General features: G+C 71.0%; 18 protein-coding genes. 7 read left to right on the top strand and 11 right to left on the bottom strand.

The window, feature by feature from the left end:
• Positions 1 to 17: 17 nt before the first annotated feature.
• Entirely contained in the window at positions 18 to 953 is a 936-nt protein-coding gene (locus OHA58_RS29250) for an NADP-dependent oxidoreductase (RefSeq protein ID WP_405482491.1), read from the bottom strand.
• An 86-nt stretch (positions 954 to 1,039) separates the two neighbouring features.
• Here OHA58_RS29250 and OHA58_RS29245 point away from each other — a divergent pair, with 86 nt between their 5' ends.
• Entirely contained in the window at positions 1,040 to 1,336 is a 297-nt protein-coding gene (locus OHA58_RS29245) for a hypothetical protein (protein WP_405482489.1), read from the top strand.
• Between the two features lie 101 nt (positions 1,337 to 1,437).
• Here OHA58_RS29245 and OHA58_RS29240 read toward each other — a convergent pair whose 3' ends face one another.
• From OHA58_RS29240 to OHA58_RS29230, 3 genes are read right to left on the bottom strand one after another with little or no spacing between them, the layout of a single operon-like run.
• A complete protein-coding gene (locus OHA58_RS29240; RefSeq protein ID WP_405485237.1) occupies positions 1,438 to 2,031 on the bottom strand; it encodes a TetR/AcrR family transcriptional regulator in 594 nt (197 codons plus the stop codon).
• 26 nt (positions 2,032 to 2,057) lie between these two features.
• Entirely contained in the window at positions 2,058 to 3,725 is a 1,668-nt protein-coding gene (locus OHA58_RS29235) for a class I adenylate-forming enzyme family protein (RefSeq protein WP_405482488.1), read from the bottom strand.
• Entirely contained in the window at positions 3,722 to 4,489 is a 768-nt protein-coding gene (locus OHA58_RS29230; RefSeq protein ID WP_405482487.1) for an SDR family oxidoreductase, read from the bottom strand. The genes OHA58_RS29235 and OHA58_RS29230 overlap by 4 nt, the downstream gene beginning before the upstream one ends.
• A gap of 149 nt (positions 4,490 to 4,638) precedes the next feature.
• On the opposite strand from OHA58_RS29230, the gene OHA58_RS29225 reads away from it, so the two are divergent.
• Together OHA58_RS29225 and OHA58_RS29220 are read left to right on the top strand one after the other, a co-directional pair.
• Positions 4,639 to 5,889, top strand: a complete 1,251-nt coding sequence (locus tag OHA58_RS29225) for an exo-beta-N-acetylmuramidase NamZ domain-containing protein (protein ID WP_405482486.1) — start codon at positions 4,639 to 4,641, stop codon at positions 5,887 to 5,889.
• Between the two features lie 156 nt (positions 5,890 to 6,045).
• Positions 6,046 to 7,299: an MFS transporter gene (locus OHA58_RS29220; protein ID WP_405485235.1), complete on the top strand. Its 1,254-nt coding sequence runs from the start codon at positions 6,046 to 6,048 to the stop codon at positions 7,297 to 7,299.
• A gap of 44 nt (positions 7,300 to 7,343) precedes the next feature.
• On the opposite strand, the gene OHA58_RS29215 is transcribed toward OHA58_RS29220, so the two are convergent.
• Positions 7,344 to 10,199: a penicillin acylase family protein gene (locus OHA58_RS29215; RefSeq protein ID WP_405482484.1), complete on the bottom strand. Its 2,856-nt coding sequence runs from the start codon at positions 10,197 to 10,199 to the stop codon at positions 7,344 to 7,346.
• A 257-nt stretch (positions 10,200 to 10,456) separates the two neighbouring features.
• Here OHA58_RS29215 and OHA58_RS29210 point away from each other — a divergent pair, with 257 nt between their 5' ends.
• On the top strand, positions 10,457 to 11,059 hold the full coding sequence (locus OHA58_RS29210) for a hypothetical protein (protein ID WP_405482483.1): 603 nt from the start codon (positions 10,457 to 10,459) through the stop codon (positions 11,057 to 11,059).
• Between the two features lie 94 nt (positions 11,060 to 11,153).
• Here the strand turns inward: OHA58_RS29210 and OHA58_RS29205 are convergent, their stop codons facing one another.
• The 3 genes from OHA58_RS29205 to OHA58_RS29195 form a co-directional block, all read right to left on the bottom strand.
• Positions 11,154 to 11,666 (bottom strand): hypothetical protein, encoded by a 513-nt coding sequence (locus tag OHA58_RS29205; protein WP_405482482.1) that lies wholly within the window; start codon positions 11,664 to 11,666, stop codon positions 11,154 to 11,156.
• 111 nt (positions 11,667 to 11,777) lie between these two features.
• Entirely contained in the window at positions 11,778 to 12,632 is an 855-nt protein-coding gene (locus tag OHA58_RS29200) for an ABC transporter permease (protein ID WP_405482480.1), read from the bottom strand.
• Positions 12,629 to 13,567 (bottom strand): ABC transporter ATP-binding protein, encoded by a 939-nt coding sequence (locus OHA58_RS29195; protein ID WP_405482478.1) that lies wholly within the window; start codon positions 13,565 to 13,567, stop codon positions 12,629 to 12,631. The genes OHA58_RS29200 and OHA58_RS29195 overlap by 4 nt, the downstream gene beginning before the upstream one ends.
• 133 nt (positions 13,568 to 13,700) lie before the next feature.
• Here OHA58_RS29195 and OHA58_RS29190 point away from each other — a divergent pair, with 133 nt between their 5' ends.
• Both OHA58_RS29190 and OHA58_RS29185 read left to right on the top strand, forming a co-directional pair.
• Positions 13,701 to 14,912: a sensor histidine kinase gene (locus OHA58_RS29190; protein ID WP_405482477.1), complete on the top strand. Its 1,212-nt coding sequence runs from the start codon at positions 13,701 to 13,703 to the stop codon at positions 14,910 to 14,912.
• Positions 14,909 to 15,571 (top strand): response regulator, encoded by a 663-nt coding sequence (locus OHA58_RS29185; RefSeq protein WP_405482475.1) that lies wholly within the window; start codon positions 14,909 to 14,911, stop codon positions 15,569 to 15,571. Before OHA58_RS29190 ends, OHA58_RS29185 begins: the two co-directional genes overlap by 4 nt.
• Before the next feature lie 11 nt (positions 15,572 to 15,582).
• Here the strand turns inward: OHA58_RS29185 and soxR are convergent, their stop codons facing one another.
• Positions 15,583 to 16,050 carry a redox-sensitive transcriptional activator SoxR gene (gene soxR / locus OHA58_RS29180; RefSeq protein ID WP_405482473.1) on the bottom strand — a complete coding sequence of 156 codons (468 nt, stop codon included), beginning with the start codon at positions 16,048 to 16,050 and terminating at the stop codon, positions 15,583 to 15,585.
• A 125-nt stretch (positions 16,051 to 16,175) separates the two neighbouring features.
• On the opposite strand from soxR, the gene OHA58_RS29175 reads away from it, so the two are divergent.
• Positions 16,176 to 16,637: a MaoC family dehydratase gene (locus OHA58_RS29175; RefSeq protein WP_405482472.1), complete on the top strand. Its 462-nt coding sequence runs from the start codon at positions 16,176 to 16,178 to the stop codon at positions 16,635 to 16,637.
• Positions 16,638 to 16,649: 12 nt separating this feature from the next.
• On the opposite strand, the gene OHA58_RS29170 is transcribed toward OHA58_RS29175, so the two are convergent.
• The gene (locus tag OHA58_RS29170) at positions 16,650 to 17,288 is read right to left on the bottom strand and encodes a TetR/AcrR family transcriptional regulator (protein ID WP_405482470.1); all 639 of its coding nucleotides are present in this window, start codon (positions 17,286 to 17,288) and stop codon (positions 16,650 to 16,652) included.
• 74 nt (positions 17,289 to 17,362) lie between these two features.
• Positions 17,363 to 17,653 (bottom strand): YiaA/YiaB family inner membrane protein, encoded by a 291-nt coding sequence (locus OHA58_RS29165; protein ID WP_266668801.1) that lies wholly within the window; start codon positions 17,651 to 17,653, stop codon positions 17,363 to 17,365.
• Between the last annotated feature and the right edge of the window lie 123 nt (positions 17,654 to 17,776).

Genomic DNA, 17,776 nt, shown 5'->3' with positions numbered 1-17,776 from the left:
CCGGTCAGTCGGTCAGGTCAGTCGGTCCACGGCACGGTGACCACGATCTTGCCCCTGGTGCGGCCCTCGGCGCTCAGCCGCTGGGCGTCGGCGGCCCGCTCCAGTGGGAACGTCTCGTCGACGTGTACCGTGACCACGTCCTGTTCCGCGAGGTCCGCGAGGCGCGCGAGGTCGGCGGCGTCGGGGCGCACGAAGACGTAGCGGCCGCCCAGGTCGACGACCGAGGCGTCCGCGATGGATGCGAGCCGGCCGCCCGGCGCGAGCAGGTCCGCGGACACCTTCAGGGCCTCCCCGCCCACCGTGTCGAACACGGCGTCCACGCCCTCCGGCGCGAGGGCCCGCACGCGTTCGGCGAGGCCTTCCCCGTACGTGACCGGTTCGGCGCCCAGCTCCCGCACGAAGTCGTGGTTGCGCTCGCTCGCCGTGCCGATGACGCGGGCGCCGAGATGGCGGCTCAGCTGGACCGCGATCGAGCCGACGCCGCCGGCCGCCGCGTGGGCGAGCACCACGTCGCCCTCCTGCACGGCGAGGGCGCCGGTCAGGACCTGGTAAGCGGTGAGCCCGGCGAGCGGCAGCCCGGCGGCCTCCTCGTAGGTGAGGTTCCGGGGCTTGCGGGCCAGGGTGCGCACGGGCGCGGCGACGTACTCGGCGAAGGTCCCGCGGGAGAGGAAGTCCTCGCGTACGTAGCCGATCACCTCGTCGCCGGTGACGAACTCGGTGACGGATGCGCCGGGTTGGACCACGACGCCGGACACGTCCCAGCCGGGGATCACCGGGAAGACGGCGTCGAGCGCCGGGTCGAGGTAGCCCTCGCGGGCCTTCCAGTCGACGGGGTTCACCGCCGCGGCCCTGACCTTCACCAGGACGGAGTCGGGCCCGACCTTGGGGTCGCGCACCTCGCCGTACTCGAGTACCTCGGGACCGCCGTAGCCGCTGTAGCTGATCGCCTTCATCCGACGTACTCCTCGCGAAGGTCACAGGAATAGGCACAAGGGTTTCATATCGGAATGATCCGGGCATTTCCGGCTAGCCTGAATCCATGACCACTCTCCACCGGGAACACCCCGTCCACGAGCACACCCACGGCGAGGGCTGCGGCCACACGGCGGTGCCGCACGGCGACCACGTCGACTACGCGCACGAGGGGCATCTGCACGCGGAGCACAACGGCCACTGGGACGAGTGCGAGCCCGGCGCCCACACCACGCACCAGGGCCACGAGCACCAGCACGGCCAGGACTGCGGGCACCAGGCCGTCACCCACGGCGATCACGTCGACTACGTCCACGACGGTCACCGGCACGCGCAGCACGACGGCCACTGGGACGACCACTGACGGTCCGCCGGCGGTGACGCGGTGGCCGTGTGGCAGCGAAGGGCCCCCGCACTCGGCGTGAGTGCCGGGGCCCTTGGCCGTGTGTCCGGGCCTGAGCGGCGTCAGGGACGCAGTGCGCGCAGCAGCAGGTCCGCCAGGTGGTCCGCGACCTCCTGCGGGGCCAGCGGGCCGCCCGGGCGGTACCAGGTGGAGAGGTGGTGCACCGACCCGAAGTGGTAGTCGACCACCAGGTCGGCGGGCGTGGCCGTGGAGAACACGCCGGCCTGCTGGCCCTCCTCGATGAGGGCCCTGAACCGCTCGTGGTAGCGCCGCCGCTCCGCCCGTACCTGCTTGTTCTTGTCCGGGCTGAGGTGGTGCATGGAGCGGAAGAAGATCGACGCGTCGTCGAGGTTCTCGATGGTCGTGACCACCACGTCGGCCGCCGCGTCGCGCAGCCGCTGCTCCACGGGCGCGTCGGCGTTCGCGAACGCGTCGAGGCGCTCCTGCTGCAGGCGGAGCACGCGCGCGTACACCTCGTGCAGCAGGTCGTCCTTCGAGCCGAAGTAGTGGTAGAGCGCGCCCTTGGTGACGCCGGCCGCCTCGACGATCTCCTGCACCGAGGTGCGGTCGTAGCCGCGCTCGGCGAAGAGCCGGGTGGCGGCGGCGAGCAGCCTCTGAGGGACGGGCGTACCGTCTCCGTCCGACGTCCTGGGCACTGCCGCCACCTGCCTTTCTCCTGCGATCAGCTGTTCTGTGTACGGGAACGCAGTTCCCGCCGGAGGATCTTCCCACTTGTCGTCTTCGGCAGCTCGGGCAGGATCTCCACCTCACGCGGGTACTTGTACGCGGCGAGCCGCTCCTTGCAGTAGGCGGACAGGTCGTCCGGGCCCACCGCGGCGCCGGGGCGCAGGCTCACGTACGCCCTGACCGTCTCCCCGCGGTAGGGGTCGGGGACACCCACGACGGCGGCCTCGCGCACGGCCTCGTGCGTGTAGAGGACGTCCTCCACCTCGCGGGGCCAGACCTTGAAGCCGGAGGCGTTGATCATGTCCTTCTTGCGGTCGACGACGTAGAGCCAGCCGTTGGCGTCCATGAAGCCGATGTCCCCGGTGCGCAGTTCGCCGTCCGGGAAGGACTCGGCGGTGGCGTCGGGGCGCTTCCAGTAGCCGGGCACGACCTGGGGGCCGCGGACGGCTATCTCGCCCTGCTCGCCGAAGGGCACCTCCTGGCCGAGGTCGTCCACAATCCGGACGATGCTCTCGGGTCCCGGGACGCCGACGGCAAGGGTGCCGGAGACGGGGTCGACGGGGGCTTCCTTGCCGGGCGGCACGGAGGCGCAGGGAGCGGTGCACTCGGTGAGGCCGTAGCCGTTGTGGATGTAGGGGCCGAAGCCGGCCCGGAACTTCTCCACGAGGGCGGGCGGCACCGGCGCGCCGCCGGACGAGATCGACTGGAAGGAGGCGAAGTGCTCGCGGGTCGCGGCCGGGTGCGCGGCGAGCGCCATGAACGCGGTCGAGGGGCCCACGGTGTAGGCGGGCCGGTGCTCGGCGAACGCGTCCAGGACGACACCGGCCTCGAAGCGGTACGCGAGGACGAGGGTGCCCGTGTTCGCGAAGGAGGAGACCAGCTCGCAGACCATGCCCGTGATGTGGAAGAGCGGCGCGAGCCCGAAGTACGTGCCGCCTTCGGGGATGCCGAGTCCGGTGCGCTGGCGCTCGGCGTTGTACGTGATGTTGCGGTGCAGGTTCGTGGCGCCCTTGGGAGTGCCGCTGGTGCCGGAGGTGTAGCTGATGAGCGCGATGTCGTCCGGGCCCGGGTCGCGGCCTTCGGGCGCCGGGTGGCCCGCGCGGGCGACCGTCAGGAGGTCGTCGGCGTCCTCGGCCTGCGGCTCGACGCGCTCGAACTTGAGGACCCGTTCGTCGCCCCGCGTCTGGAGGTCCAGCTCGCAGGCGGTGAGCACGATCCGTACGGGAGAGTCCGCGGCGGTCTCGCGCAGATACGCCTCCCAGGCCCGGTCCGAGCAGATCAGGGCGGTCACGTCGGCGTCGTGCAGGACGTGGGTGACCTCGCCCGACTTGTACATCGGGTTGACCGGGACGACGGTGGCGCCCGCCTTGTAGGCGGCGAGCAGGCCGATCACGAAGTGCGGGGAGTTCTGCAGCATGAGGGCGGCGCGGTCGCCGCGCTCGAGGCCGCGCGCGGCGAGGTGCCCGGCGACGGAGTCGCTGAGCTCGTCGAGCTCGCGATAGCTGAGGCGGCCGTCGAAGTAGGCGACGGCGGTGCGGTCGGGGGCGGTGCGGACCGCGGCGCGGAAGGCGTGCAGCACGGAGTCCGCCGGGGTGACGGGGGCGCGCTGGGCCTCGGAGAGCTGTCCGAGCCAGGGCCTGGCCGCGTAGATCGAGGTGCTCACTGCTGTGCGGCCTCCCACTTCTGCTGGATGTGGTTCATGTTCGTCAGCCAGCGGTCGGGCGTCGCGGCCCTGGCGGCGTAGTACCCGGCGACCTCGGGGTGCGGGAGGATCAGGAAGCGGTCCTCCGCCATGCCGGCGAAGAGCGCGTCGGCGACGTCCTCGGGCTCGATCGCGGTCGGTGCGAGGACGAGGTCCCCGGCCGATCCGGAGGCGGTGAGCATGTCCGTACGCACGCCCTGCGGGCAGATCGCGTGGACCTTGAGCCCGCGGTGGCGGTAGGTGAGGGAGAGCCACTCGGCGAAGGCGTACGCGCCGTGCTTGGTGACGCTGTAGGGCGCGGCGCCGACCATCGTGAGCAGTCCGGCCGCGGAGACGGTGGACACGAAGCGGCCGCTGCCGCGCTCCAGCCAGCCGGGCAGCAGGGCCTTCGCGGCACGGACGTGGGCCATCACGTTGACGTCCCAGGCGTCGGCCCAGATCTGCTCGTCGGCGTCCTCGGTGCCGCCGGAGGCGAGTCCCGCGTTGGCGCAGTAGACGTCCACGGTGCCGCCCAGGGCGTCCAGCGCCTCGGGCACGATCTCGGACGCGTCGCCCGGCACCGCCGTGGCGCCGATCTCGTCCGCGACCGCCTTGGCCTTCCCCGCGTCCAGGTCGTTCACGACGACGCGCGCTCCCGAAGCGGCGAAGCGGCGGGCGAGTGCGGCTCCGATGCCGCCTCCCGCGCCGGTGACGACGACCCCCGTGCCGTGCAGGCTGTCCACCATCGGTCTCCCTTGACTCGACTTTCCGTCACAGACTAAGCAGTCGGTCAGCTCAACGGAAGGGGTGTCGGCGGTCGGCTTCGTTCCCCGGGGGCGCGGCGCACGCTAGCGTGCGTGCACATGCCACCTTCCGCGATCACGGAGGTCACCACATGAACGTGTCCAGACGGAGCCTGCTCGCCGCCACCACCGCCTCGGCGGTGGCCGCCACGGCGGGCGCGGCGTCCCCCGCGCTCGCCGCGGAGAAGGACGGCGGCCGGCTCCGCACCGGTTTCGAGCGGCTCGCGGCCGACGGATACCGGATCCTCGCCGGGCAGAAGGTCGGCTTCGTGACCAACCCGACCGGCGTCACGCGCGGCGTCTTGCACATCGTCGACGTGATGCACGCCGACGAACGCGTGAAGCTGACCGCGGTGTTCGGGCCCGAGCACGGCTTCCGCGGCACGGCGCAGGCGGGCGGCTCGGAGGGGCGCTACGACGACCCGGCGACCGGGCTGCCCGTCTACGACACCTACTTGAAGAGCGGGCAGGCGCTGGCGGACGTCTTCACCGCGTCCGGTGTCGACACGGTCGTCTTCGACATCCAGGACGCGGGCGCCCGCTTCTACACGTACATCTGGACGCTCTACGACTGCATGGAGGCCGCGCAGCTCGCGGGCAAGAAGCTCGTGGTGCTCGACCGCCCCAACCCGGTGACCGGCCGGAACGCCTACGGGCCCGTCCTCCACAAGGAGTTCGCGACGTTCGTCGGCCGGCGCGAGATCTCCCAGGCCCACGGGATGACGGTCACGGAGCTGGCGCGCCTGTTCAACGGCGAGTACCTGGCGAAGCCCGTCGAGCTGGAGACGGTCCGGATGACGGGCTGGAAGCGGCGCGACTTCTACGACGCGTCGGGGCTGCCGTGGGTGCCGCCGAGCCCGAACATGCCGACCCCCGACACCGCGCTCGTCTACTCGGGCACCTGCCTGTTCGAGGGTACGAACCTCTCCGAGGGCCGCGGCACGACCCGCCCCTTCGAACTGCTCGGCGCCGAGGGCCTCGACGGACGCTGGGCGGCCGCCGCCAATGAACTGCACCTGCCCGGCGTGGACTTCCGCGAGGCGTACTTCGCCCCGACCTTCTCCAAGTTCCAGGGCAAGACGATCGGCGGCGTGCAGATCCACGTCAGGGACCGGGCCGCGTACGACCCCGTACGCACCGGCATCGCGCTCCTGGTGACGGCGAAGAAGTCCTGGGGCGGCTTCGCCTGGCGCTCGGACAACTGGATCGACAAGCTCACGGGGTCCACCCAGGTGCGGACGATGATCGACGCCGGGGCGTCCACGGACGAGGTGGTCGCGGCCTGGCAGGGCGAGCTGGCGGCGTTCCGGGCGGTGCGCGGCCGGTACCTGGCGTACAAGTAGGGCCCGGCACGCGACGTCTCGCGATACGGGACGACCCGTTTCGCGTATTGACTGCCATGTACACGCACAACCACAGTGCAGTACGTGCTCAAAGACGACTCCACCAGGCAGAACACGGTCACCGGCGCGGATTCTGACGGGGAAAGACCCGAGAGCCTGCGCCGCGTGGCCGTCGCCAGTTTCATCGGGACCGCGATCGAGTTCTACGACTTCTATGTCTACGGAACGGCCGCCGCCCTCGTCCTCAACGAGGCGTTCTTCCCGAACCTCTCCTCCCTCAACGCGACCCTCGCGTCGTTCTCGACCTACGCCGTGGCCTTCGCGGCCCGCCCCATCGGCTCGCTCCTGTTCGGCCACTTCGGCGACCGCGTCGGCCGCAAGTCCGTCCTCGTCGCCTCGCTGCTCCTGATGGGCCTGTCGACGGCGTGCGTCGGCCTGCTGCCCGGATACGGCACCTTGGGCGTGTGGGCGCCGCTGCTGCTCGTGCTGCTGCGCTTCCTCCAGGGCGTGGGCCTCGGCGGCGAGTGGGGCGGGGCGGCACTGCTCGCCGTGGAACACGCGCCGCGCGGCAAGCGCGGTCTCTTCGCGGCGTTCCCCCAACTCGGCCCGTCCGTGGGCTTCTTCGCGGCGACCGGCATCTTCTGGATCCTGTCGACGACGCTCGACGACGAGGCGTTCCACTCGTGGGGCTGGCGCGTGCCGTTCCTGCTCTCCTTCCTGCTGGTCGCCGTCGGCCTCTTCGTGCGGCTGAAGATCAGTGAGACGCCGGTGTTCGCCAAGGTGATGAAGGAGCAGGAGGCGAGCAAGGCGCCTGCGCTGGAGGTCTTCAAGCGGCACCCCCGCGAGATCCTGCTCGGCGCGGGCGGCATGGTCGTCGCGTACGGGCTCTTCTACACCGCGACCACGTACTGCCTCGCCTACGGCACGACGACCCTCGGCGTCCCGCGCAACACGATGCTCGCGGTCTCGCTCGTCGCCTGCCTCTTCCTCGCCGCGGGCACCTGGCTGGCCGCGACCCGCTCCGACGCGGGCGGGCGCCGCCGGCTCGTACTGGCCGGTGCCGGGCTCGCGGTGGTCTGGGGCCTGGTCCTCTTCCCGCTCATGGACACCGAGCAGCCCGTGCTGATCGCGCTCGCCCTGGGCGGCGCGCTGTTCTGCATGGGGGTCGTGTACGGGCCGATGGGCGCGTACCTGCCCGAGCTGTTCGGGGTGCGCGTGCGCTACTCCGGGGCGTCCTTCGCGTACAACCTGGGCGGGGTGCTCGGCGGGGCGGTGGCGCCGCTCGTGGCGACGCGGCTCCAGGGCGAGTTCGGCTCGTCCTCGGTGGGCTGGTACGTCAGCGCGATGGCCGTCGTCTCCCTGCTCTGCGTCCTCGCCCTGCCGGAGACGCGGGAGCGCGAACTGGGCTGACCCCCATGGGGCACGCGTGTGCGTGCCCCATGGAAGCGGCCGAACTACGGCCGGTGCGACGGGAATTCGACGACCTGCTGGTACGTCGGACGGTTCTGCCACTGGATCCCGCGGTGCGTGATGCCACCGAGCGCCCGGTGGATGATCGTGTCCGAGCACCACTGGTCACCGGCCTTGCACGCGTCGTCGCCTGGGTAGACCTTGGCGGCAGGCTTGGCGACTGCCTGCACGAGCGTGGCGAGCAGGGCGTCGCGGCAGGCGTCGAGCTTGCCGCCGCCGCAGTAGGCGGCGCCGAGCTTGCCCTTCACCGGCTGCCCGAGGACCGTGCGCAGGTCCTTGTCCACATAGCCCCACCAGCCGTACTGGAACGCCGATCCCGCGTGCGCGCCGGTCGGGCCGTGGCCGGCGGACGGCGACTCGTCGATGGTCAGCTCGCCGGTGAGCGCCCCGTACAGGTCGCTGCCGAGGCCGGGCTCGAACTCGGCCTTCACCAGGAGCGGCCACCAGGCGTCCATGATGCGTACGGCGTCCGGGTGCGCGTAGGTGTGCGAGCCGGCCGACGTCTGGTTGCGCTGGGCGCCCCCCTTGCGCCAGGCCTCCAGCTGCTGCACGGCCTTGTTCAGGGCGGGGTCGTCGACGGGCCTGCTGCGGATGACCTTGAGGATCTCGGGCAGCACCTGCTCGCCCCGCAGATCCGTGAGGGCGGCCTCCTCCATGACCTGGGTGAGCGAGGCTCTGGTGACGCCGCCCTCGGCGACGAGCCGCTTCACACGCCCGTCGAGCAGATCGGCGCGGTGCACGGCCCCGAGGCTGAAGTTGGCGGCGCCGAACCCCTTGGCCTGCTTGTTGTTCCAGGAGACGTAGTAGTCCTGGTCGACGGAGTTCGGGTGCTGGGACGGCGGCGCGTACGCGGCCGTGTTGTCCGTCGGGTCGAAGTCCCGCCACTCGTAGGCCTTTTCGGCCTTCACCGGGAAGGAGGCGTCGACACCGTCCGCGCGCACCGGGTTGGCGCCGCTGTTGTAGTACGCGATGTCGCGCGAGTCGGCGTAGAACCAGTTGAAGGCGTAGCTGATGTGCTGCGCGGCCTTCTCGAAGGTCGCCGCGTCCTTCACGTACGACGGGTCGTTCAGCATCTGGAAGCCGATGATGGAGTCGGCCTCGTGCCAGTACGTCGAGCGCAGTGAGGTGTACGCGACGGGCTTGCCGCCGACCGTCGCACGGTGCGTGACGATGCCGTACTTCGTACGGAAGACCTGCATCCGGTAGGAGCCTGCCGCCGTGGAGTCGGCGAGGGTCGGCTTCCAGGCGTTCTTCTTCTCCAGCCTCTCCATGGGGGTGCAGGTGCCGCGGTACAGGTAGTTCGTGGACTGCCGGGTGGGCGTCGCGCCGCCCGGCTCGCACAGCTCCACGGCGTACGAGTCCGTGATGTCCTGGCCCGCCGAGGTCGCCGACCAGGCGTAGTCCTGGCCGCGGCCGAGCTGGATGTACATGCCGACGCCCGCGAACGAGACGCCGCGCGCGCTGATGCCCGGGCCCTGGAGCTCCTGCATCATCAGGAGCTGCGGGGCGAAGTACCCGGTCTGCGGGCCGAACACGGCGACCGGATGGCCGGACGCCGTGTGCTTGCCGGAGACGAGCAGGGCGTTGGACATGCCCTTCTTCGAGTCGGAGTTCCTGAACGTGTCCGCGGGCAGCACGCCCTTGTCGTACATGCCCTGGAGCGGCTTGAGCTTCGCCGGTGCCTTGACGGGGGTCTTGCGCCCCGCCTCGGCCGGCTTGGCCGAGCCCTCGCGGTCGAAGACGAGGGGTTCGCTCTCGACAGTGCCCTTGTCGGGCAGCGCCTCGCCGCGCGGTTTCCCGGGCTTGGCGCCGTAGGGGAAGCTCGTGCCGTCGTGGATCGTCGTCACGGCCTCGGGGTCGTCGCGTCCGCGGAAGGACTCCCAGACCTTGGTGCCCCGCTCGACGCCGTACTTCTGCTGCGCCGACAGGAGCGAGAGGGCCTGGCCGACCTCTCCCCCGCCGCCGCCTCCGAAGAGGCCGCCGACGACGGAGGCGAGCGCGATCATGTCGGTCACCTTGAACGGCTGGATCTCGCCCACGTTCGTGATCGCGTCGATCTTGCCGGTCAGGACGTACTCGCCGGGGAAGTAGCGGCCGTTCTTCGACTTCTCGCGATAGGCGTTGAGCCCGTCGATGTAGGCCTGCGCGTCGTCCATGGCCTGCTTGCCACGGGCGCCCTGGGTGGTCCTGATGTACTCGACCTGCTTCTCCAGGTCCTGCTCGGTGTACGGGGCCTGCGGCCAGAACTCCTGCTCGAGTCCCTGGTTGGCGAGGGCGCCGCCCGCGAACGACGTGAGCTCGCCGCGGCCGATGTGCCGGAACAGGTCGATCAGCCAGAGCCGGTCCTGACCTGCGGCGTAGCCGGCGCCGAACTCTGTTCCGTAGCGCGTGGAACCTTTGACATGGGGTACACCGTTCTTCTTGTCACGGGTGATCGTCACATCGTCGCGGGGGCGCGTGACGGAACCGACCTGACCATCGGGGACCCCGAAGGAGGAGTCGTTGAAGAACTGGGTGAGGGTGTCGTCCGTCAGGGACGGGTACCCGGCGGCGAGCGCGTCGTAGGGGCCGAGTTGATCGTCGGCGTGGGCGGGCTGGGTGCCGAAGAGACGGTGGCCGAGGATCTCGGCCAGCGTGGCGCTGCCGTTCGCGCCGGGCGGCAGGATGTCCGCGCACCGGCCCGCGCAGTAGTCGGGCGCCGGTGCCGGCTCCGCGGCCGACGCCTCGCCGGCCGGGGACAGCAGCCCCGCCGTGAGGACGAACACCGCGGCGGCGGCCGTGCGCTGGAGAGTTCCACGGAGGCTTCTGTGCTGGGTGGTTCGTGTGATGCGCCGTCGCATGCCTGATCCTCCCGACGATGGTGCGCCGGAGGTTACCGGCGGTAGGCAGCCGACTGGAGATGAACATGCGTCACCTTTTCGGAATCGCCACACGCGACCCCCTGGGGCGAGCGGGCCCCAGGAGGTGCCGCTGATGGAGTCCATCGGAAATCGGATGGAACGGCGTGGATCCGAATCGAGTGTCGATACGTCTATTCGGCGACGTCCGTTCGACGACGACGCCGAAGTACATGTACGTGTGACGGAGGTGCAGGGCGATGGCCGGATTCCGGAGTCTGGCGAGACAGGCGCGCGACCCGCGCAATGATCTGGCACTGCGGCGGTACTCGCTGCGCAAGTGCCTGGAGCGGTTTGCCCCTTACGGGCACCGGGCGACCTGGGACCACCTGTGCTCGCGGGCCGGGTTCGACCCCGAGGACCGGTCCCCCGAGCCGGCGCGGCTGACGGCCGCGGTCGACGAGCTCGAGGAGGCGCGGGCGGTCTGGCTCGCGTACGAGACGCAGTTCGCGGAGCGCCGCCGCAAGGAGAAGCACGACGGGCTGCGCAGACCGGGCACGGTCGACGACTGGCACCGGCTGACCTGGGGCGGCTTCGGCGTCGCCTGGTGCGACGACCCGATGGTGCATCCCTCCGAGCCTCTCGCGGAGGTTCTGAACCGGCTGATCGCGGCCCTGGAGCGCGAGCCCGGCACGGCCTGTCCCGTCTGCACCGGCACGGCACTGCGCTGGATGCACGACCTGGCGCACGAACCGTCGTCAGGACCGGTCTGCACCCACTGCGGCATCGTGGTGCCGCGCCCCGTCCTCACCCCCGCGTCCCTGGCCGGAGCCTGGCGGGCACGGGTCCTTGTCTCGGCGTGAGCGCATCGGCACGAGCACGACTGCACGAGCACGGCTGTGTGAGCACGACGGGGGGTGCCGCCCATGAGCCGCACCCCCGGTCCGCTCCCCTGCCTCAGCCCTTCGGTGTGATCACGTCCGTCTGGATGGCCAGTTTGAACTCGGCGAGGATCAGCGGCGTACGGATCAGCGCGTCACCAGCGCCGCGCACCGAGATCTTCAGGCCGACCGGGGTTCCCGGGTGCACGAACATCTGCCAGGTGTACGACCGGTACTGACCGCCGCCGGTCGGCGCGGAGTCCGTCGTGGCGGTCGAGTCGTAGCCGGTCGAACCGGCGAGCGGGTCGCGCACGAAGCGCGCCCTGAACTCGCGCGGTCCGGAGTCCGGCGCCCAGAAGACCAGCGCGGACAGGGTGCCCCACCCGTCGTGACTCGGCCGGATCAGACCCGAGTGGGTGTCCGGGTACGTGGACCCCTTCGGCGGGTCGTGCATCTTCCAGGGGTCGTACGACTCCTCGCCCGCCGCGTAGGGGAAGCGGACGAGGTGATAGCCGTCGCGGTCATAGGTGATCTTCTGCGGGCCCGAGCGTGCGGCCTCGTACTTCAGCGAGCAGATGGCGAGTCCCATACGCGTCTCCCCGTCCCCGTGATCCGTCCTGCCGTCCTGCTGTCATTCATCCCCAACTCCCGTGCGGGTGAAGACATCTGGACGCCCGGATCCGGTTGCGGGTGGATACGGTCACACGTCGCGGCGCCGTACGACGACCAGCGCCAGGACGAGCGCGACCAGCGGCCAGAGCGCGTACACGGTCCAACTCTGGCCGACCGTGGCCCCGTTGTACGCCTCGGTCGGCGTTCCGTAGATCGTGGCCAGGCGCGCCCACGCGTTGCGCACCATCGCGTGGGCGAAGCTGACGGACAGCGGCTTGCGGGACGAGAAGAACACCGGCAGCAGGAGCAGGACGAAGGCGCCCGCGACCACGGTGGTGGCGCTGTGCCGGATCAGGACGCCCAGGCCGAGGCCGACGAGCGCGCACACCGGGGCGAGCAGCGCGGACGCCGCAAGCGCCCGCAGTGCGTCGGGGTCGCTGATCGGGATCGCGGCGTCCCGCCCGCCGAGGATGGCCTGAGCGACGAAGAACGCGCAGAGAGCCACGAGCAACCCGATCACGGTCCACATGACGACCTGCACGACGGCCTTGGCGAGGACCACCGCGCCGCGGGCGGGGACGGCCACGGTGGTGGTGCGGATGAGGCCGCTGCCGTACTCGCTGACCGCGGCGATCGCGCCGACGGCCACGGCGGCGAGCATCACCGTCAGATACCCCTCCGCCGGAAAGGAATCGCCCAGCGAGAACGGGTGCTCCCGCTGCGTGAGGGCGCTGTAGGACGGGAAGTTATTGTAGTCGGCGAGGGCCCGGGCCGCGGCCATGCCGGTCACGACCAGCGCGACCAGGACGATCACCCAGGGCGTGGAGCGCAGCGACCGTACTTTGATCCATTCGGCGGCGACGAGGTCGAGGAAGCGGGCGGGCGGTTCGTCCACCGCTGCGGCGATCGTGGGGGTGGTGGTGCGGGGCGTCGTGCTCGTCATCGGGCCTGACCCGCCTTTCCTGCGTCTCCCGACAGGTACTCGACGCTGCCGGCGGTGAGTTCCATGAACGCCTCCTCCAGCGAGGCCGTGCGGTTGGTCAGCTCGTGCAGCATGATCCGGTGCTCGAAGGCGAGCGCTCCGATGCGCTCGGCGGGCAGCCCGGTCACGGCGATCCTGGCCGCGTCCGGCGGGCCGTGCGGCTCGACGGACGCGCCGGCCGCCGTGAGGACGGCCGTCAGCTCGCCGGCCTGCGGCGTCGCGACCAGCACGCTGAAGCGGGTGCTGCGGGCAGCGAACTCCCGTACGGACTCGGCGGCGATGAGACGGCCCTGCCCGATCACGACGAGCTGGTCCGCGGTGCTCTCCATCTCCGTCATCAGATGGCTGGAGAGGAAAACGGTGCGTCCCTCGGCGGCCAGGCGGCGGAAGAGCCCGCGTACCCAGAGCACTCCCTCCGGGTCCATGCCGTTGATCGGCTCGTCGAACATCAGCACAGGAGGGTCGCCGAGCAGGGCCGCCGCGATGCCGAGCCGCTGCTTCATGCCGAGTGAGTACCCGCCGATGCGGCGCCCGGCCGCCTCGGTCAGGCCCACCTCGTCGAGCACCTCGGCCACGCGGCGGGCCGGGATGCGGTTGCTGCGGGCCAGGGCGCCCAGGTGCGCGGTGGCGCTGCGCCCGCCGTGGACCTGCTGGGCGTCGAGCAGCGCGCCGACGTGGCGCAGGCCGCGCGGGTGGGTGCGGAAGGGGACGCCGCCGACGGTGGACGTGCCGGCGGTGGGCGCGTCCAGGCCGAGGACCATCCGCATGGTGGTCGTCTTGCCCGCGCCGTTGGGGCCGAGGAAGCCGGTGACCTGCCCCGGCCGCACGGTGAAGGAGAGATGGTCGACGGCGGTCTTGTCGCCGTACCGCTTGGTGAGTTCGCTGACTTCGATCACGAGGGCAACGGTGCCGGTGCGGGTGAGGTGCGCGCATCGGCCCGTCGGTGGCCCCCGGCGGGCGCGGTATGCACCCGTGGGATGCAGCCCGGGGGCTCATGCCGGGGGCGGGTCGCGCACCTACGATCCCTGTGTGGACGCCACCTCGATACCCCCGCCGCCCCAGCGCGCCTACGGGACGCACCGTACGGTCCTCACCTGGATCGGCGCGGTCCTGTACCCGTTCATGGCGCTGCTCCCCGCGGTCAGCGCCGACCCGTGGGCGCCCGGCATCCTCCCGGCCTGCGGCTCGGCACTCGCGACGGTCCTGCTCGTCGGCCTGATCCGGCGCAGGCCCATGACGGCCCTGGTCATGATGCTGCTCGTCAGCGCTCTTCTGCCGGCGGTGGCCAAGTACCACGGTCCTGTGTGGTTCGTGCCGTTCGTCGCGGTCGACATCACGCTCGGGTACGTCGTCGCGACCCGCACCCTGCGGGCGCCGGCCGTCGCGGTCTCCCTGACGTTCCTCACGCAGTTCCTGACGATCCTCGGCTTCACGCACGGCCCCGACCTCCTCGTGATCGGGACGATCGCCCTCCTGGCGCTGGTCACCACCTGCGTCGCGGGCCTCCTAGGCCGCGAGCGCCGCCAATACGCGACCGAGCTGCGGTCGCACGAGGTCGCCGAGGCGATCACGGCCGAACGGCTGCGGATCGCCCGCGAGTTGCACGACCAGGTCGCGCACAGCATCGGCATCATCGCGATCCAGGCCGGCGTCGGCAGCCGGGTCATCGAAACGCAGCCACTGGAGGCGCGGGCCGCCCTGAGCGCCATCGAGGCAACGAGCAGAGAGACCCTGTCGGGGCTGCGGCGCACGCTCGTCGCGCTCCGCAGGTCGGGCCCTTCGGCGGAGTCGGAGGCGGCGCCGTACGGCCCCGCGCCGGGCCTCGGCGACCTGGAGCGCCTGGCCGCCACGACCGTGGACGCGGGCGTCGAGGTCAACCTGCGGTGGAGCGGGCAGCGGCGTCAACTGCCGCCCGACATCGACCTGTCGGCGTACCGCATCGTGCAGGAGGCGCTGACGAACGTGGTGCGGCACTCGGGCGCCGGGCGGTGCCGGGTTGGCGTCGCCTTCGGGGAGGATGAGCTGTCTGTGGAGATCGTCGACGAGGGGCGTGGGATGCGGGGCGCGGGGACGGACGCGGGGTTCGGGATCACCGGGATGCGGGAGCGGGTGGCGCTGCTGCACGGGGAGTTCAGTGCGGGGCCGCGGCCCAAGGGGGGCTTCCGGGTGGCGGCGCGGCTGCCACTGCCGGAGCCGACGGCGACGGACGACGCCGCTGCGGCCGGGGCGGACGCCCGATGACCGTGCGCGTGGTGCTCGCCGACGACCAGCCGCTCGTACGCTCCGGGCTGCGCGTCCTCATCGCCGACACCCCCGATCTGGAGGTCGTCGGGGAGGCCGCGAACGGCGAGGAGGCGGTCCGGCTGGCGCAGGAGGTCAGCCCCGACGTGATCGTGATGGACATCCGGATGCCCGGCATGAACGGGATCGAGGCCACGAGCCTGGTCACGTCGGGCCCGGGGGCGACCCGTGTGCTGGTGCTGACCACCTTCGACGAGGACGACTACGTCTACGGCGCGCTGCGCGCCGGCGCGAGCGGTTTCGCGGTCAAGGACATGGCGCTCGACGACATCCTCGCCGCGATCCGGGTCGTCGCCGCCGGGGACGCGCTGATCGCGCCGGGCATCACGCGCCGCCTCATCGCGGACTTCGTGGGGCGCCCCGAGCCGTCGCCCGCCCGCGCGCCGCGCCCGGTCGAGGGCATCACGGAGCGGGAACGCGAGGTGCTGACGCTGGTGGGGCTCGGCCGGTCGAACAGCGAGATCGCCGACGAGCTCTACATCACCGTGGCCACGACCAAGTCGCACGTGGCGCGCCTGTTCACCAAACTGGGCGCCCGGGACCGGGTCCAACTCGTCATCATCGCCTATGAGTTGGGGCTGGTCTCCGCGCCCCGCTGAGCGGCGACCCCTCAGGCGCCTTGCCGGTTCTCCTTCATCAGGCGGGACCCGGTGAGGCGTTCGCCGAACACGTCGTCCGGGTTCGAGAGCACACAGTTCTCCAGGGACAGACAGCCGCAGCCGATGCAGTCGGTCAGATGGTCGCGCAGGCGGCCCAGCTGGGTGATGCGCTGGTCCAGTTCGGAGCGCCAGGCCTCGGAGAGGTGCGCCCAGTCCTCACGGGTCGGGGTGCGCTCCTCGGGCAGCTCGGACAGCGCGTCACGGATCGTGGCGAGCGGGATGCCGACGCGCTGCGCGGCGCGGATGAACGCGACCCTGCGCAGGGTGTCGCGCTGGTAGCGGCGCTGGTTGCCCGTCGTGCGGCGGCTGTTGATCAGACCCTTGGCCTCGTAGAAGTGCAGGGCCGAGACGGCGGCTCCGCTGCGCGCCGACAGCTGACCGACGGTGAGTTCGTGGATCTTCACTGGAATCTGGGGCACCGTGCCGAGCCTACTGGTCGGACCCTGCCGTCGTTGACAGAGGTCGCCCGCCCTAGCATGCTGAGCAAGCGCTTAGACATCCGCCTTAGACATCCGCACATGGTGCATACATGGGAGGCCAGGACATGGCAGAGCCGAGGGTTTTCGCGACGGTCGACGAGCTGCGCGCAGCGGTGGACGAGCAGCTGGGGTACAGCGACTGGGTCGAGATCGAGCAGAAGCGGATCGACCAGTTCGCGGACGCCACGGGTGACCACCAGTGGATCCACGTCGACCCCGAGCGCGCCAAGGACGGGCCGTTCGGCACGACGATCGCGCACGGTTATCTGACCCTGTCGCTACTCCCCCTCTTCGGGCCGCAGCTGATCAAGGTCGACGGCATGAAGATGGGCGTGAACTACGGGACGAACAAGGTCCGCTTCCCCGCCCCCGTGCCGGTCGGCTCCCGGCTGCGTGCCACAGCGAAGATCACCGGCGTCGACGACGTGCCCGGTGGCGTTCAGGTCTCGGTCGCCTTCACCGTGGAGCGCGAGGGCGGCGACAAGCCGGTGTGCGTCGCCGAGTCGGTGTCCCGCTACTACCTCTGAGCCCTTCGGGGCTCAGGAGGCCTGGGCCCCCACCATCCGCAGGACGAGGTCGGCGTACAGCGCGCCGACCTCGTCGGGCGTGCGCCGGCCCTCCGTGTTGAACCAGCGCGCCACGTCGATGCAGAGCGACAGTACGGCCAGCGTGGTGCCGGGGACGTCGGGGACGTCGAACTCCCCCGCTTTCACGCCGTCGTTGATGATCTCGCGCACGGTGGTGTCGCTCTCGCGGCGCAGGGCCACGATCTCGGGACGATGCTCCTCGCCGAGCGAGTCCAGCTCGTACTGCACGACGCGCGCCGTCAGATGGCGTGCCGCGTGCCAGCGGACGAAGGACCGTACGGCCTCGGAGAGCCGCTCGGAGGCGGTGCCCTCCGCGGCGGCCGCCTCCTTGAGGATCTCCAGGGCCTTCTCGTGACCGATGCGGCTGATGCGGAGGAGCAGGTCCTCCTTGGTCCGGTAGTGGATGTAGAGCGCGGCCGGGCTCATGCCGGCCCGGCTCGCGATGTCCCTGGTGGTGGTCGCGTGGTAGCCGCGCTCCGCGAACGCCTCGACGGCGGCGATCAGCAGCCGCCTGGCCGCGTCAGGGGTCACCTCGGCCCAGGACATGTCGTCCGTGGCAGCCTCGTTCTGGCCGTGCCGCTCCGCGCTCATCGCTCGCTCACATCCTCCCGTGGACAGGACGAACACCATACCCCTAGAGGTGAGCGAGCGCTTAGTTCCGTACGTCAGGCGACGGGCTTGAAGGGGTCGTGCTCGGCGAGGATCTTGTCGATGCGGGCCTGGTCGATACGGCTGACGACCTGATCGACCTCCTGACGGTCCCGGATGACCTTGGCGAGCGTGAACGCGGAGGTCGTCAGATAGAGGACGGCGATGGCGAGGAAGCCGCGGACCCAGCCGCTGGCGTCGATGCGGTAGACCCCGACGGCGGTCGCCACGAGCGCGAGCGCGAAGGAGGCGACGGCCTGTCCGTAGAAGGCGTTGGTGGTCCTGTGCTTGACCGGTGTGTCACTCATGGGCGACAGCATGGAGCGGACGGGGGCGCACCCCCATCCGCTCACGTACTCAGAAACGTACTCAGAAGCCGGACCCGGAAGCCGGACCCGGAAGTCTGACTTGACAGCCGGACTCGACAGCCC

The sequence above is a fragment of the Streptomyces sp. NBC_00009 genome, assembly GCF_045040855.1.
Classification (GTDB): Bacteria; Actinomycetota; Actinomycetes; order Streptomycetales; family Streptomycetaceae; genus Streptomyces; species Streptomyces aureus.
This window is presented reverse-complemented; position numbering and strand designations above follow the sequence as displayed.